This window comes from Chromobacterium sp. ATCC 53434, assembly GCF_002848345.1.
Classification (GTDB): Bacteria; Pseudomonadota; Gammaproteobacteria; order Burkholderiales; family Chromobacteriaceae; genus Chromobacterium.
On sequence record NZ_CP025429.1, the window covers coordinates 2,739,376 to 2,754,056 of the forward strand.

Annotated in this window: 12 protein-coding genes; 5 read left to right on the forward strand and 7 right to left on the reverse strand. The window is 62.0% G+C overall.

What is annotated here, in order from left to right; translation table 11 throughout:
- Positions 1-25: 25 nt before the first annotated feature.
- The 7 genes from CXB49_RS12405 to CXB49_RS12435 all read right to left on the reverse strand — a co-directional run bounded on the left by CXB49_RS12405 (position 26) and on the right by CXB49_RS12435 (position 8,449).
- Positions 26-796 (reverse strand): endonuclease, encoded by a 771-nt coding sequence (locus CXB49_RS12405; RefSeq protein ID WP_233492796.1) that lies wholly within the window; start codon positions 794-796, stop codon positions 26-28.
- A gap of 464 nt (positions 797-1,260) precedes the next feature.
- Positions 1,261-3,258, reverse strand: coding sequence for a M13 family metallopeptidase (locus CXB49_RS12410; RefSeq protein ID WP_101710699.1), 1,998 nt, complete (start codon positions 3,256-3,258; stop codon positions 1,261-1,263).
- Between the two features lie 79 nt (positions 3,259-3,337).
- Positions 3,338-3,760 (reverse strand): biopolymer transporter ExbD, encoded by a 423-nt coding sequence (locus tag CXB49_RS12415; RefSeq protein WP_101708691.1) that lies wholly within the window; start codon positions 3,758-3,760, stop codon positions 3,338-3,340.
- 10 nt (positions 3,761-3,770) lie between these two features.
- Positions 3,771-4,217 (reverse strand): biopolymer transporter ExbD, encoded by a 447-nt coding sequence (locus CXB49_RS12420; protein WP_101708692.1) that lies wholly within the window; start codon positions 4,215-4,217, stop codon positions 3,771-3,773.
- 6 nt (positions 4,218-4,223) lie between these two features.
- Positions 4,224-4,970, reverse strand: coding sequence for a MotA/TolQ/ExbB proton channel family protein (locus CXB49_RS12425; protein WP_101708693.1), 747 nt, complete (start codon positions 4,968-4,970; stop codon positions 4,224-4,226).
- A 35-nt stretch (positions 4,971-5,005) separates the two neighbouring features.
- Positions 5,006-5,593: a hypothetical protein gene (locus tag CXB49_RS12430; protein WP_233492797.1), complete on the reverse strand. Its 588-nt coding sequence runs from the start codon at positions 5,591-5,593 to the stop codon at positions 5,006-5,008.
- 258 nt (positions 5,594-5,851) lie between these two features.
- A complete protein-coding gene (locus tag CXB49_RS12435) occupies positions 5,852-8,449 on the reverse strand; it encodes a TonB-dependent siderophore receptor (RefSeq protein ID WP_101708695.1) in 2,598 nt (865 codons plus the stop codon).
- Between the two features lie 1,110 nt (positions 8,450-9,559).
- On the opposite strand from CXB49_RS12435, the gene CXB49_RS12440 reads away from it, so the two are divergent.
- Genes CXB49_RS12440 through CXB49_RS12460 form a run of 5 tightly spaced genes read left to right on the forward strand, consistent with a single transcriptional unit; the run spans position 9,560 to position 14,662 of the window.
- Positions 9,560-11,380: a carbamoyltransferase N-terminal domain-containing protein gene (locus tag CXB49_RS12440; RefSeq protein ID WP_101708696.1), complete on the forward strand. Its 1,821-nt coding sequence runs from the start codon at positions 9,560-9,562 to the stop codon at positions 11,378-11,380.
- Positions 11,377-11,559 (forward strand): hypothetical protein, encoded by a 183-nt coding sequence (locus CXB49_RS12445; RefSeq protein WP_101708697.1) that lies wholly within the window; start codon positions 11,377-11,379, stop codon positions 11,557-11,559. The genes CXB49_RS12440 and CXB49_RS12445 overlap by 4 nt, the downstream gene beginning before the upstream one ends.
- Before the next feature lie 29 nt (positions 11,560-11,588).
- Positions 11,589-12,692, forward strand: a complete 1,104-nt coding sequence (locus CXB49_RS12450; RefSeq protein ID WP_158300811.1) for a hypothetical protein — start codon at positions 11,589-11,591, stop codon at positions 12,690-12,692.
- Positions 12,679-13,716, forward strand: coding sequence for a hypothetical protein (locus tag CXB49_RS12455; protein ID WP_101708699.1), 1,038 nt, complete (start codon positions 12,679-12,681; stop codon positions 13,714-13,716). The genes CXB49_RS12450 and CXB49_RS12455 overlap by 14 nt, the downstream gene beginning before the upstream one ends.
- A gap of 16 nt (positions 13,717-13,732) precedes the next feature.
- Positions 13,733-14,662 carry a JmjC domain-containing protein gene (locus CXB49_RS12460; RefSeq protein WP_158300812.1) on the forward strand — a complete coding sequence of 310 codons (930 nt, stop codon included), beginning with the start codon at positions 13,733-13,735 and terminating at the stop codon, positions 14,660-14,662.
- Positions 14,663-14,681: the final 19 nt, after the last annotated feature.

The following is a 14,681-nucleotide window of genomic DNA, read 5'->3' on the forward strand; positions in this document are numbered from 1 at the left end:
GTTTTTTGTTTCCGATGCCGGCCGATCAACCGCACATGCGGCTCAATTCCTCCGGCCGCGACACCAGGAAGTTTCCCTCCCCCTGCCACTGCACGATGCGTTTGTCGCGCTGCCGCTCCCACTCGTCGACCGGATATTGCCGCGCCCAGGCGCACATCAGCTTGCGGTCCTGATCGCTGATGCGCAGGCCGTAGCGCTGGTGCATGTATAGTGTGATCCGCGCCGCGGCGCCGCGCACTTCCTCGCGCGGCTGGAAACGCTTCTGCTTGAAATCGACCAGCGAACGGCACTGGCCGTAAATCGGCCGGGGATGGGCTTCCCAGGCGCCATAGGCGAAATTGGCGCGATCGCCGTTGACCTCGCCGACCGCCGGCACCAGATTGTTCAGATCGCCTTCCGCCATCCGGAACAGCGCGTCGCGGTCGCCGCAGGCCTTGCGGCCGCCCTGCTGCCAGCACTGCCGCTGGTGGCCGAGCACCCAGGCCGGCACCACGTGCTCCCACTCGATCCGGCTGGCTCGGGTCTCCGACTTGCGCGGACGATAGCCGCAGGACTGCCAGTCCACCGCCTTGTCCCGGTAGCGGCAACCGCAGTAGAAGTCGACCTCCATGCCGGAATAAATCCGCGGCAGAATGCGCTTGGCCGCGGGGAAGTCGCGATGACCGACCTCCTTTCCGCCTCGAACCAGGGTCGCGGGCCTGACCGCCTTGGCCTCGGCCGGCTGCTGCCCGCCGCCGACGCCGGACAGCACCGCCTCGCCCCATTCCGCCAAGCGCCGCACCTCCGCGGATTTCACCAAAGTCTCGGCCTGCCTGGAATCGCAGGCCGACAACGCCATTATGCTAACAAGGGAAAATATCAATCTACGCATTAATCGGAGTCTAAAGAATTCACCCCGATACGGCAATATTGTTGCCGGACAAGCCAAAAGCCCGCGCCGGAAACCGGCGCGGGCTTTAAGAGCCTGTTTACGATCTTTTGACGAGCATCGCAGCCCAGCCAGCAGGTCAGATGCAAGGCGAAGGGCGTAGGCCTTGGTGATTCCAAGGTCCAGCCCGACAACGCCGCAGATGGCCTGCTGGCTGGGCTGCCCTCCGGGACGGTTTTCTGCCGGCGCATGGCTTTGTCAAACGTCCCTTGCAGTGAACGACACTGCGGCGGGCCGCTTTCCGCGCCCTGCATCCGGCAGAAAACCGCCGATGCCGCAAAAAGATCGTAAACAGGCTCTAAGAGCCTGCTGTCAGAATGACGGCTTGCCGCTTACCAGATGCGAATGCGCTTATCTTCCGGCTTGAACATCTTGTCGCCGGACTTGACGCCGAAAGCCTGCTGAAAAGCATCGCTATTGGACGTCGCGCCGATCGCGCGGAAAGCCTCCGGCGAGTGCGGATCCGATACCAACCGGGCCAGCAGGGCCTCGTCCCTGGCCTTGCCGCGCCAGATCTGCGCGAAGCCGTAGAAGAAACGCTGATCGCCGCTCATGCCGTCTATCACCGGCGCCGGCTTGCCGCCCAGCGACAGCTGGTAAGCCTTGTAGGCGATCTGCAGGCCGGCGTTGTCGGCGATGTTCTCGCCCAGCGTCAGCTCGCCGTTCACATGCTTGCCCGGCAGCGGTTCGTAAGCGTTGTACTGCGCCACCAGCTTGCTGGTCAATTCGTGGAAGCGCTCCTTGTCCTCGGCGGTCCACCAGTCGCGCAGATTGCCGTCGGCGTCGAACTGGCTGCCCTGGTCGTCGAAACCATGGCTGATTTCATGGCCGATCACCGCGCCGATGCCGCCGTAATTGGCCGCGTCGTCGGCCGCGACGCTGAAGAACGGCGGCTGTAGAATGGCGGCCGGGAAGACGATTTCGTTCTGGCTGGGGTTGTAATAGGCGTTGACGGTCTGCGGCGTCATGCCCCACTCGGTCCGGTCCACCGGCTTGCCCAGATGGGACAGCTGCCACTGATACTCGAAGTGGCTGGAGCGCTTGACGTTGCCGACGAGATCGTCCGCCTTCAACGCCAGGCCGTCGTAATCGCGCCAGTGGTCCGGATAACCGATCTTCAACATGTATTTGGACAGCTTGTACTGCGCCGCCTGCTTGGTGGCCGGCCCCATCCAGCTCAGGCCGTCTATGCTCTGGTGATAGGCCTGCATCAGGTTGGCCACCAGTTGCTGCATCTTCTGCTTGTTCTCCGGCGGGAAATACTTGGCCACGTACAACTGACCCAGCGCCTCGCCCAACGAACCTTCGACCAGTTGCACGCCGCGCTTCCAGCGCGGACGCTGCTCCTTGGCGCCGGACAGCGCCTTGCCGTAGAAATCGAAGCGGGCATCGCTCAAGGCCTTGTCCAGATACGGCGCATAGCCGTCCAGCGTATGCGCGATCAGGTAGTCCTGCCACACGAGCAGCGGCTCCTTCTGCAGCAGCAGGGCCAGGCCTTTGACATATTCCGGCTGATCGACATTGAACAAGCCCGGATCGGCGATGCCGGCCGCGGCGAAGAAGCCGTGCCAGTCAAGCTTGGGCGCCAGCTTGCCCAGCTGGGCCAGCGTCATCTTGTTGTAACGCTTCTGCGGATCGCGGTTGTCCACCCTGCTGCGCTGCAGCTGGGCCAGCTTGGTTTCCAGCGCCATCACTCGCTTGGCGCGTTTTTCCGGCTGCGCATAACCGGCCAGACGGAACAAACGCTCGAGATAGCCCTGATAGGCCGCCCTGGCCTTGGCGAAGCGCGCGTCCTTGCCCAGATAGTAATCGCGGTCCGGCATCGCCAGCCCGCTCTGCGACAGCTCCGGCAGGTAGGCGGTGGCGTCCTTGGCATCTATGCCCACTTCCAGCGCCAGCGGAAGCCTGACATTGCCCGACTGCCAGCCGCCCAGCAGGCGCAGCAATTCGCCGCGACCGGACAGCATGGTCACCGCCTGCAGGTCCGGCTCCAGCGGCTGCAAGCCCTTCTTGTCAGCCATGGCCTCGTCCATGAAGCTGGCGTACAAGGCGGCGATCCGCTGCTGATTGCCGCCGGCCTGGACCGAAGACCCTTCGATCAGGCCGCGACTGCGCGCCTCGCTCAGATCGCGCAATTCCTTGAACGCCCCTTCCCACGACTCGGTCGGCGGAATCTCGTGGGTATCCAGCCATTTGCCGTTGACCGCGAGATAGATGTCGTCCTGCGGACGGACACTGCGGTCGAAATTGCCGGTATCGATGCCGGACAGCCCGTGCCCCCAAGCCTGGCCGGCCAGCAGCAGGGCCAGCGCCAACGCCTTTATTTTCATCTCTTGTTTCTCCATGACACTTTGCGGTGAAAAGAAAGGCAGCCAGTGGCTGCCTTTCCGGTCCGGTCGAAAACCGCGTTTACTGCACGAACTGTTCCGATCCGACGATGCCCAGCTTCGTCAGGCCCAGACGCTGCGACTCCGCCAGCACCATCGCCACCGGCGCGTAACTCGCGTCCTTGTTCGGCTTGATGTGCAACTCCGGCTGCGGCTCCGCCTTGCCCGCCGCCGCCAGCTTGGTTTCCAGCGCCTCGCGACTCTGCAAACGCTCGCCGTTCCACATCACCGCGTTGTCCGGCGCGATGTCGATCTGCACCACCACCGGCTTCGTCAACGGCTTCGACGGCGTGTTCTGCGGCATGTCCAGCTTCACCGCGTGCGTCTGGATCGGTATCGTGATGATCAGCATGATCAGCATCACCAACATCACGTCGATCAACGGCGTGGTGTTGATTTCCATCATCAGGTCGTCTTCTCCCGACGACCCCACGTTCATCGCCATGATCCCTCTCCTACTCGCTCGCGCCGCCCGGACTCGGCGGCTCCGTGATAAACGCGATCTTGACGATCCCAGCCTGCTGCACCGCCAGCACGATGCGACCTATCGGCGCGTACTTCGCCGACGCGTCGCCCCGGATGTGCACTTCCGGCTGCGGATCCTTCTTCGCTTCCTTCACCAGACGCGTCAACAGTTCCGCCTGATCCTTCACCGGCGTCATGTTCCAGTAGATCCGGCTGTCCGGTCCCACGCCCAGCACCACATTCTCCGGCTTGGTCTGCGTCGGAATGTTCTGCTCTTTCGGCAGCGTCATCTTCACCGTCTGCGTCACCACCGGCACCGTGATCAGAAAGATGATCAGCAGCACCAGCATCACGTCCACCAACGGCGTGGTGTTGATCGCCGACAGCACCTGATCCTCTTCCGCCCGGCCGTGCCCTATTCGCTTGTATCGGGCCATCGCTGCTTACCGGTTCGGGTTGTTCAGCAGGCTGGCGTGCAGGCGGCCGGACACCACGCGCACATTGTCCAGCACCAGCTTGTTGCGACGCACCAGCCAGTTGTAACCCAGCACCGCCGGCACCGCCACCGCCAGACCGATCGCCGTCATGATCAGCGCCTCGCCCACCGGACCGGCCACCTTGTCGATCGACGCCTGACCCGACGTGCCGATCTTCACCAGCGCGTGGTAAATGCCCCAGACCGTGCCGAACAGACCAACGAACGGCGCCGTCGAACCCACCGTCGCGATCACCGACAGGCCGTTCTGCATGTGGTGGCTCGCCGAATCCACCGCGTCCGAAATCGCCATCGCCACCCAGGTGTTCAGATCCACGCGGTTAGCCAGCTCGCCCTTGTGCTCGCCCGCCGCCTCGATGCCGGCCTGCGCCACCGCGCTGTACATTCCTTCGTCCGCCAGCTCGCTGGCGGCCTTTTGCAGCTCCACGCCATGGTGGGCCAGCAACTCATGCCCCTGCTTGATCAGGCGGCGTTGTTCCAACAGCTTGACGATGCCCACATACCAGGTCGACGCGGACATGATCAGCAGAATAATCAGCGTACCGCGCGCCACGAAGTCGCCTTGCGACCACAGCGCGTCGATACCGTACGGATTCGAAGTGTTGACGGTCTCGGCCGCCAATGCCGGCAGCGCGCTCATCAGCGCGGCCGCGCCCAATACTTTGCCCAGAAGGGATCGGGTGATCTTGATCATGGTATTGCTCCTTTGTGTCTTGAGATGCCCTGGTCTTAGGAGCCAGAGTCGAGTTTGAAGCCGAATTCCTGTTTCAGCTGGGTATTGGCCTGGCAGGTATAGCCTTGCAATGCGTTCGCGATCGCCGACTTGAACGCGCTACGGTAGCGCGGCGGGATGTCGCCGCTGAAATTGTAGCTGGCGTTGCCACCGAACTTGCCGTCCGCGCCGACGCTGAACACCACGTTCACCACGCCTTGCACTTCGTCTTCCTGCGCCTTGCTCGGATATTCCGGTGCTTCCAGATGGCTGCAGTTCGCCTTGGCCGAAACCGGGCCTTTGGGCGCTTCCACCACCGGCGCCGGCGTCGGCGCAGGTTGCGGCTTCGGATCGGACGTCACCGACTGGATCGCGTTCGCCGATTGCGTGACCGGCGGCGGGTTCACCACCGGCGGCACATAGGCCTGCGGCTTAGGCGTCGCCGGCTGCTGCACCACCTTCTCGATTTTCGGCGGCGGCGGCGGCGGAGGCGGCGGCGGTTCGCTGATCACCGCGACTTCCACTTTCTGCTGGATCACCTTCACCACGCCCTGCGCCAATCCCGTCACCAGCGCGTAGATCAGCACGGCGTGAAAGATGATCACGCCGGCAAGGCCGGCGAATCGTCGCCGGGGCGGAGGCCCTCCCACTCCCTTGGCTGTGATACTAGTCATATGGGTTACCCACTCTATTCAAAACCGGCAAGCCGGGCCCGTCTGCCTTGTGGGCCGACAGGCCCGGACCCGCCAACGGATTACAACACCGGAGGGGCGCGAAGCTTCGCGCCCGCCCGGTACCTACTTCTCGGGTTCACAACCCATGACAGAATGCTATAGCTGTGGACTAAATACAATAGCCAGACACTACAGTTTGTATGACGCTTTCAAGAAGTAGGCGCGGCCGACCGGGTCGGCCAGAATCGGATCGAATCCTTTCTGGAAGAACTTGTTCTGGTTGCTGAACGGCGGCTCCTGGTCGAACAGGTTCTTCACCCCTGCGGTCACGCTCAACTTCTTCTGCCACAGATAGGTCGACGACAGGTTCCAGTTCGAATACGGCTTGACGTTGTTGGTCGCCTTGTAGTCGGTGTAGCCGGACACATAATTCTGCGTCAGCGACGCGCTCCAGTTCTCCAGGGACCAGTTGAAGCCCAGGCTGTGCTTCCAGCGCACAATGGGTTGCAAGCCATTGTTCCACTGGCTCAGACGCGAGTAGTACTGGCCGCCCGCCTCCACCTGCTGGGTGAATTTGGAGGTGTAGGTGCCGTCCAGATTGATGGCGACATTGCCGTAACGAGTCTTAGGCAAACGCCAGGAGAACGACGCGTCCAGGCCGGAGGCGCTCAGATTGCCGAGGTTCTCGGTCGGGGTGGACACATAGTCGAGCTTGGAGTACGGATTGCTCGGATCCACGCGAACGAACCGATCGGCATACTTGACCGGATCCTGGAAAATCAGATCGTTATCCAGCACGCCTATCACCTTGTGGATGGTGGTCCACCAGAAGTCGACGCTGGCAGTGATATCCTTTACCGGCTCGATCACCACGCCGAAGGTCAGGGAGCTGGCGCGTTCCGGTTCCAGCTTGCTATTCCCGCCCTGCTTGGCGAAGAACGTGGTGCCGCAATCGGTCTTGTCGCCGCCGTTTGCCGGCGTGCCGTTCGGGCAGCGCACCGGATCGTTCAGATCGTTGCCATTGGTATAGGTCTTGGCATCCGGCTGAAAGACATCGAACAGCGACGGCGCGCGGAATCCCCTGCTGGCGGAGCCGCGGAACAGGATCTGCGCCGTCGGCTGATACTTGAACGCCACCTTGGGATTGAAAGCCTTGCCGAAGTCGCTGTACTTGTCGTAGCGGGCGGCCAGCTGCACATCCAGACCCTTGATGACCGGCACTTCCGCCTCCAGGTACAGCGCCGAGATATTGCGGCTGCCCTTGGTCGATTTGGAGTCCGCGATGCCGGAGCCGATCGCGTACTGCGCCAGATCCTGGATCTGGCTGTCCAGCTTCTCGTGCCGCAATTCCCCGCCTATCGCCGCCGCGACATTGCCGGCCGGCAAGGCGAAAATCTCCTTGCTGGCCTTGAAGTCGGCCAGGGCGGTTTCATATTTCGAAATCCAGCCGTCCCCTTTCAGCTCGACGTTCTGCCAAGCGCTGGCCGGAGAGTCCCCGAACGGGTTGATCTGGTCCGACAACAGCGCCTGCTCTATCTTCTCGCTGTTCACATAGCCGCTCTTGTAATTGATCGTGGTCTTGTTCGATGAATAAGCGGCGCCGGTCCGATAGTCCCAGCCGCCAATCAAACCTTCCAGATTCAACGCCAGCCGCTGCGTGTCGGACGTGCTCTTGGTGCTCCTGGGGCCCAGCGGATCGCTGCGCAGGTTCAGCACCGCCGTGGCGCCCGGCGTGACCGGCGAGCCATCGGGCAACACGGTCGGGAAGTATTTGTTGACGCCCGCCGTCAGCGTGGCGACCGACTGCATAGGCGTCGGGCCGATACGGGTGATGCTGATGTTCCGCGAACCCAGATACTGCGCCGTCAGCAGGTGGTCGCCAAACTGTTTGCTCAGCTTGCCGTTGGCGGTGAATTGCTCCACCTCCGGCGTCAAGTCCATGAACATCCAGGTTTTTTCGCCACAGCTGGTCGCATCCTTCGGCGTCGAGTACGGCGGACGGCAGCCCGGCATCGAAGCGTTGTAGACATTGCCGTCCCCGGGATTGCCCTTGGACTGGTACAGGAAGTTTGCCGGATAGGTGATGGGGCTCAGCGACTGGTTCTTGGTGGCGAAGTCGCGATCGACAGTCTTGATCGCCCTGCTCTTCTGGTACGACAGCACCCCGTATGCGTTCCAGCCGTCCTTGGCGAGATCGCCGACACCGCCCAGCACGCTGACATTCGCGGAATCGCCGCCCTTGTGCTGGGTGGCCAGCGCCTCGCCGGAAATGGTCATGCCCTGGTAGCTCTTCTTGGTGATGAAATTCATCACCCCGCCGATCGCGTCGCTGCCATACAGCGCCGAAGCGCCATCCCGCAGTACCTCGATCCGGTCTATCGCCGACAGCGGAATGGCGTTCAGATCGGTTGCGATGCCGGAAATGGCCTGATTGGCCACCCGGCGGCCATCGAGCAGCACCAGCGTGTATTGCGGATCAAAACCGCGCAGGCCGGCGTACGAGGCGCCCCCGCTGACCGACTGCACCGACGACGCGCCGACCAGGTTGGATTGGTTGCTGGCCAGGGAGTTGACCACCTGCTCCACCGTGGTGAAGCCCTGCTTGGCCATGTCCTCGGTGCGGATGATGCTGACCGGCAGCGCTTTTTCCTGCTTGATGCTGCGTTTGATATTGGAGCCGGTCACTTCCACCCGGTCCAGCTCGGAGGCCTCGTCGGCCCAGGCCTGAGGCGCCTGAGCGCCAATGCCGATGACAGCCAGCGCCAGCGCCAGCTTGGTTCTTTTCATCACGGAACTCTCCTTCACTCTATTTCTCTTTTCCCGCCCGCCGGTTCTGTGCCGGCATCGCGGGGGGCGTACAACCTGACCCATGCGTCATGGCCGGTCATGTTTCGAGTGTGTTAAGAGAGCATCCGAGATGTCAATATTTGTAAATTTCAGTCACAATCGGTCATCAATGGAATTGATCTTGCCAGGGATATGTTTTTCACGGCGCTGCGCCCTAAATATATATACCATTGGCATTTTGGTCAGATAAGGCGGCGCAGTCTCTCTGCGCCGCCGTCCCGCAGCTGCGCCGCCACGCCTCGGCCGGCATGTCGCATGGCAAACTTCTTGTGTCGCATTTCCTCAATAAATGTTGTTTTTTTGCAAAAAATGACCTCTCCTCACTCCCCGCATAGATTTAACATCGGCTAATTAAATGCAAAATACTCATTGATGACATGCAAAACCACAGGTCCTCCCGGCAATGCCGCCCGGCCTGCGCTCGCCACGGCCAAGCCTCCTCCCCGACGCCTCGGCCTGATGCATGAAAGAAATCGGCCTCACAACCGGTTTCCATCGATCGCGGCGCCCCGCCGCCGCCCCCTTCCGCCCCGCTGGCCGAGCGCGGCCAGGCGCCCTTGTCACAGCCGGCGGCCATCGCGCCCGCCACCTGTCCTCAGAGCCTGCTCACCATCTTCTTCCGGCAACGGCCGCTTTCTGCCGGCTCACGGACGCGGAAACCGCCCATCGCAGCGTCATCCGCTGCCAGGCGCTTTTGACAAAGCCATGCGCCGGCGGCAAACGGCCCGAGACGATAGGAGAAGACCGTGAACAGGCTCCCGGTTCCTCCTCCCGCCATCGACAACCGATCCCGCCGGCCGCCGACAAGCCGGTAACGGCCGACCATCACCGTCGGCGCAGTCTGTTTAAGCAGCCATGTAACTCAATTCCTGTCACTTGTAACAGGTGCATTTACAATCCGCCGGTGGCATAAGTGTGGAAAGTCAATCTGGCTACCTTCGCGCTCGACTACTTGCTTCACCTCAATAGTCCATGCCCGCGCGCCGCCAGCCGAACACGCAAGCTTCCCGTTTTTACTAGCGCAGTCTTTTTCCAAAAGAGAGACGTATAGTGAATATCGTCGGTTTGTCGTTTGATTTTCATGATGGCAGCGCGGCCTTGGTCTCCGATGGCGAACTGCTGGGTGTCGCCGCCGAAGAGCGATTCACATTGCAAAAGCACGATAGCAATTATCCTGCCCAAGCATTGTCCGCTCTGATGCGGCAGCACAGCCTCGACCAATCTCAAATTGATCAGGTTGTTTATTACGAGCGCCCATCGACCAAGTACTCCCGCATCCTTTCAACCAGCCTGTCTCAATTCCCGAGCGGCATTCGCAATTTCATTTCGGCGAATAAAAGCTGGCTCAAGGAAAAACTGTGGGTGCGCTCCAGTCTGAGCGCCCGCTTCAATCTGCCTTTATCGAAGATTCACTTGATGGAGCATCACCACTCGCATATCGCGCAGGCGTTCTTCGCCTCGCCATTCGAGTCGGCCGCGGTCTTGATCGTCGATGGCATAGGGGAATGGGATTGCACCACGCTGGCGACGGCCAGCCGCAATGGTCCGGAAAAATACAAGGTAATAGAGCAGTTTCAATACCCGCACTCGATAGGCCTGGTTTATGCGGCGTTTACCGCCTACCTGGGATTCAAGCCCAATTCCGCGGAAGCCAGCACGATGGCGCTGGCCGCGTTCGGCAGACCCATTTACACCGAGCGCATCAAGGGGATTCTGAATCCGCGCCAGGACGGCAGTTATCATGTCGATGCCAGCTACTTCAACTTCGAGGGCAATGCGAACGAGATATTCACCAGCCGGCTGGTCGAGGTATTCGGCCCGCCGCGCGACATTCGCATCCCTTATCCATTCGACTCGCTCGCCGAACAGCAAGAAAACGTCTCCGCCGACGACCAGCGCTGCGCCGATATCGCGGCCAGCCTGCAGGAAGTGCTGGCCGAGGTGCTGCTTGGCCTGGCCCGCCTGCTCAGGGCCCAGACCGGACAGCAAAACCTGTGCTTCGCCGGCGGCGTCGCGCTGAACTGCCTGGCCAACTCCCGTCTCGCCAGAGAAAGCGGCTTCGACGGGCTGTTCATCCCGCCGGATCCGGGCGATGGCGGCGCGGCGTATGGAACCGCCTTCCTGTACGCCGCCGAACACGGGCCGGTCAGGCCGATCACCCACCCTTATCTCGGCTGTTCATGGGGCAGCGACGTGGTGCGGCCGCTGCTGGCGGCCGACGGCGCGATGGACTTTCTCGTCGGCAGGCAGAACCCGGGCGTGCGCGCCGCGGAATCGATACGCCGCAGCGAGTACCACGATGAAGACGCCCTCGCCGCCGATATCGCCGAGATGCTGTGCTCCGGCGCCATCGTCGCCTGGGTGCAGGGCCGCTTCGAGCTTGGTCCGCGCGCGCTGGGCAACCGCTCCTTGCTGGTGGACCCGTCCAACCTGGCCGCCGTGCGCCGGATGAGCCACCAGGTCAAAAGCCATGTCCACTTCCGTCCGTATGCGCTGTCGCTGGCCGCCGAGGACGCCGACAAGATATTCCAATTGCCCGGCAATTCGGTGCTGCCTATCAAGTGGATGCAAACGATATGGGAAGTCGATCAGCGATGTTATGACTCGCTGCGCGGCGCCATTCATGTGGACGGCACCACGCGGCCTCAGATCTGCGCCCGGGAAGACAATCCGCGCTATTGGAAGCTGTTGACGGCTATCGGCAGACATAGCGGCCTTGCCGCGATATTGAACACCTCGCTGAACGAGCGCTCGTTCCCCATGGTTGGCCATCCGCATCTGGCGCTCGCGATGTTCGCGCGCACCGGCATCGATGTTCTGGTTCTGGACAATATGGTATTCCGCAAAGCGTACTCGGGAGACAGGCAATGAAATATCTGTGGATCATCCAGGGGGTATTCAGTTCCATCGTCGAGATATTCAAGGATCTGAACAAGGGCGGCAGAAGAATGCTGCTGTTCATGCTGCCCACCCTGCTCGTCATTGCCCTGCTGCTGGCCATCATTTCGTCGTCCGGCATCCTGGCACCCTTCCTGTACCCGTTGTTCTAGCTCGCGGAGTCATGGCGATGACAGGCACGATGGCACCGTCCCGATTGAATTGGCTACCACGCAGAATGAAGGACTACGGCGTCAACCTGATCGCCATGGCGCTGATCTTGTCGGCGATGGCGCTGGCGCTGGAAGGCTTGAGCAGGCTGTTTCACCTGGGCAAGCGGCCCATGGTGCCCTTCATTACCGATCAGATCGGCAATCCGCGGATGCCGCCGCTGTTTCAAGCGACCGTCGTCTTCGCCAATGGCGCGCCGTTCCACATCTGCACCGACGGCGACGGGCTTCGCACCGCCCAGTGCGACGGCGCGGCCCGGCCGCCGCAGGTCCTGACCATCGGCGACTCCCAGGCTTTCGGCTGGGGCATGCCGTTTTCCGCCACCTTCACCTCGCGTCTGGCGAACCGCCTGCCCGGCACGCCGGTCGCCGGCCTGATGGCGGTCGCCGGCACCGAGCCGGAGTCGCTGAACAGCTGGGCCGCCGACTATCGCGCCAAGCATCCCGGCATCAAGCTGAAGCTGAAGATCATCTGTCTGAATCTCGGCAACGACCTCGACGAGATGTTTTTCACGCCGGCCAACATCACCTTGCCCCGCTTCAAGGCGATTCGGGAATGGTTGTCGGTGCACAGCGTCTTCATGCTGGACTTCACCATATTGAAATCGATACTGGCGGGGAACGAGATGGGCTATCTGCCGCCCGGCGCCAATCCCGTCCTGTTCACGCTGGATCAGGACGAGCGCCGCGCGCTGGCCGAAGCCAGCGTCGCCGCGATAAAACGATTGAACGCGTCGGCGCCCCCGGCCGAAAAAACCGTGGTGCTGATACTGCCGAACGATTACCAGGTAGCGCCGTCCGAATTCCTGAAATACCGCCGCTTCTATCCATCCGCCGAAGAGTTCGACTCATGGGAGAAACGCATCCCCGAATCCAGGCGCCGGCTCGATCAGATGCAACAATCGATCGCGACCGCATTGACGCAGAGCGGCCTGATCGTCGCGATGCCCGAGCCGGATTTGGCGCGCTTCGATCCCAAAACCATCCTGGACCGGGCCAGCCATCACTACAACGCGCTGGGAAACCAGATTATCGCCGACTCGATACTGAAAGCGATCAACCATGCCAAACAGTGAAAATCTGGCTACCGAGGCGGTAAAAGACAAGGCGAACGCTGAAAACATCGTCAAAGGCAGACGCCTCTGGTCCTGGAAGAAATTTTCACTCGCCATCCTGCTGCTGGCCTTGTTGGCCGAAGGCCTGATGCGCCTCGCTTTCGGCAATATCGACTTTTCTCCGCCCATCTTCCGTCTGGACGGCGACAGCTACCGGCTGTTGCCGGACCAAAAAACACAAGTGCGGCAATTCGGCCGGACGCTGAGCATCAGCACCGACGGCGATGGCCGCCGGATCACTCCGGGCGCGCCGGCGGCAGGCGCGCCGGTCCTGCATTTGGTGGGCGACTCCCAGGTATTCGGCTGGGGGCTGTCCGACCAGGAAACCATCGCCGCGCAAATGCAGCGGATGCTGGGCAAGCGCGTCCGCGTGGTCAATGACGGCGTGCCCGGCTACGGCCCGCTCGATTATATAAAGACCTTGCGCGCCATCCCGCAGCGGGATTGGGTCGTCGTGCTGCATACCGAGGAAAACGACGCTTGGGACGCCTACGGCCTGTTCCGGCATGTCAACGTCGCCTGTGGCTACCTGATCAGCTCCGGCATGGAGGGCGACGCGCTGCGTTGCGCGCTGATGAAGTCCCTGCTCCTGCAGGCCTCGCTCGAAGCCTGGGACAGCTTCGTGCATTACGACCGCCCGACGCCGCTGGGCTTCGACCAGCGCTCCGTCGTCGCCGCGACGGTGCTGAACGCCCGGATCGCGAATCTGTACCGGGAACAGCAGGCAAAGCGTGGACGGCATCTGACATTCACCATCGTGCCGTGGAAGGCGCGCTTTTCCCCGTCCTGGCTGCAGCGTTACAGCCCGCCGCCATTTATCGACGCCGCCAGACAGCCGTCGCCGTTCGAGGACGACCTGGACATGCTGAGCTATTTTCGCGGCGCCAAATCGCCGCTGTATCTGGAAACCGATGCCCATCTGGCGCCGGCGGGCGCCCAGCGGGTCGCCGAGAAACTGGCGCAGTGGGCTACGGACATACAATGATCGTCGGGAAACCATCATGAACGATATCGTGGACTCCAGCCTGAAAACGGCGACCTACCTGGCGGAACTGCTCAGTCCCATCGGCCTGGACGACTTCTTTGCCGAATACTGGGACCAGAAACCGCTCTATATCGCCGATGGCAGCCCGCGCTTTGCCGGACTGGCCGACGCGGGCCGATTGCGGGAAATCGTCGAAAGCGGCTCGCCCTGGCAATATCGTCGCCTGCCCGAAATGTATCTGGACAGCGGCTTCATCCCGCATGACCAGCTGATCGTCGAATATACCGACATGGATGGCAGGCGCGCGGTATCGGTCCGGCAAAAACGGGTGAAGATGCTGCTGGAGGCCGGCGCGACGGCGAATTGCTTCGGCCAGGAAGCGCACTTCCCCGAACTGATGCAATTGAAGAAACGCTTCGCCGAATACTTTTCCGCCGAGGTCGAAACCAGCCTGTTCTACTCGCAGCAGGACCACCCGGGCCTGGCGCCGCATTACGATTGCGTCGAGATCTTCGTGCTGCAGATCAGCGGTCGAAAACGCTGGTACGTGTCCAGCCAGCGTCAGACCAACCCGCTGGTCGGGTACGGCCAGCCGGTGAGCTACGACCACGACGCGCCCCACGCCGTCATCGACCTGGAACCCGGCGATCTGCTGTATCTGCCGCGCGGCAGCTTCCACCACGCCTGTGCGCTGTCCGGCGAATCTCTGCACACCACGGTCGCGGTGAAAATGCCCAGTTATTTCGATCTGTTCAGCGCGCTGGCCGATATCGCGGTCGGCAGCGACGACATGCGCGGCTACCTGCCTCCGGGCGGCGCCAACGCCTGGGCCGCGGCCGGCCCCGCCCTGCTGGAGCGCCTGTCCGCGCTGCTGGAGCAGCCGGCCTATGCCGCCGAAGTACAGAAGCTGCTGGGCCGCCGCAGCGGCGGCCACTTTCACGCCTGACCACCATCCGGGAACGCCG

Excerpts from the sequence above, each read along its gene's own strand:
- CXB49_RS12445 (WP_101708697.1), top strand. The coding sequence starts at position 11,377 with ATGAAATATCTGTGGATCATCCAGGGGGTATTCAGTTCCATCGTCGAG.
- CXB49_RS12425 (WP_101708693.1), bottom strand. The coding sequence starts at position 4,970 with ATGATCAAGATCACCCGATCCCTTCTGGGCAAAGTATTGGGCGCGGCC.
- CXB49_RS12450 (WP_158300811.1), top strand. The coding sequence starts at position 11,589 with ATGGCACCGTCCCGATTGAATTGGCTACCACGCAGAATGAAGGACTAC.
- CXB49_RS12410 (WP_101710699.1), bottom strand. The coding sequence starts at position 3,258 with ATGAAAATAAAGGCGTTGGCGCTGGCCCTGCTGCTGGCCGGCCAGGCT.
- CXB49_RS12435 (WP_101708695.1), bottom strand. The coding sequence starts at position 8,449 with ATGAAAAGAACCAAGCTGGCGCTGGCGCTGGCTGTCATCGGCATTGGC.
- CXB49_RS12415 (WP_101708691.1), bottom strand. The coding sequence starts at position 3,760 with ATGGCGATGAACGTGGGGTCGTCGGGAGAAGACGACCTGATGATGGAA.
- CXB49_RS12455 (WP_101708699.1), top strand. The coding sequence starts at position 12,679 with ATGCCAAACAGTGAAAATCTGGCTACCGAGGCGGTAAAAGACAAGGCG.
- CXB49_RS12420 (WP_101708692.1), bottom strand. The coding sequence starts at position 4,217 with ATGGCCCGATACAAGCGAATAGGGCACGGCCGGGCGGAAGAGGATCAG.
- CXB49_RS12460 (WP_158300812.1), top strand. The coding sequence starts at position 13,733 with ATGAACGATATCGTGGACTCCAGCCTGAAAACGGCGACCTACCTGGCG.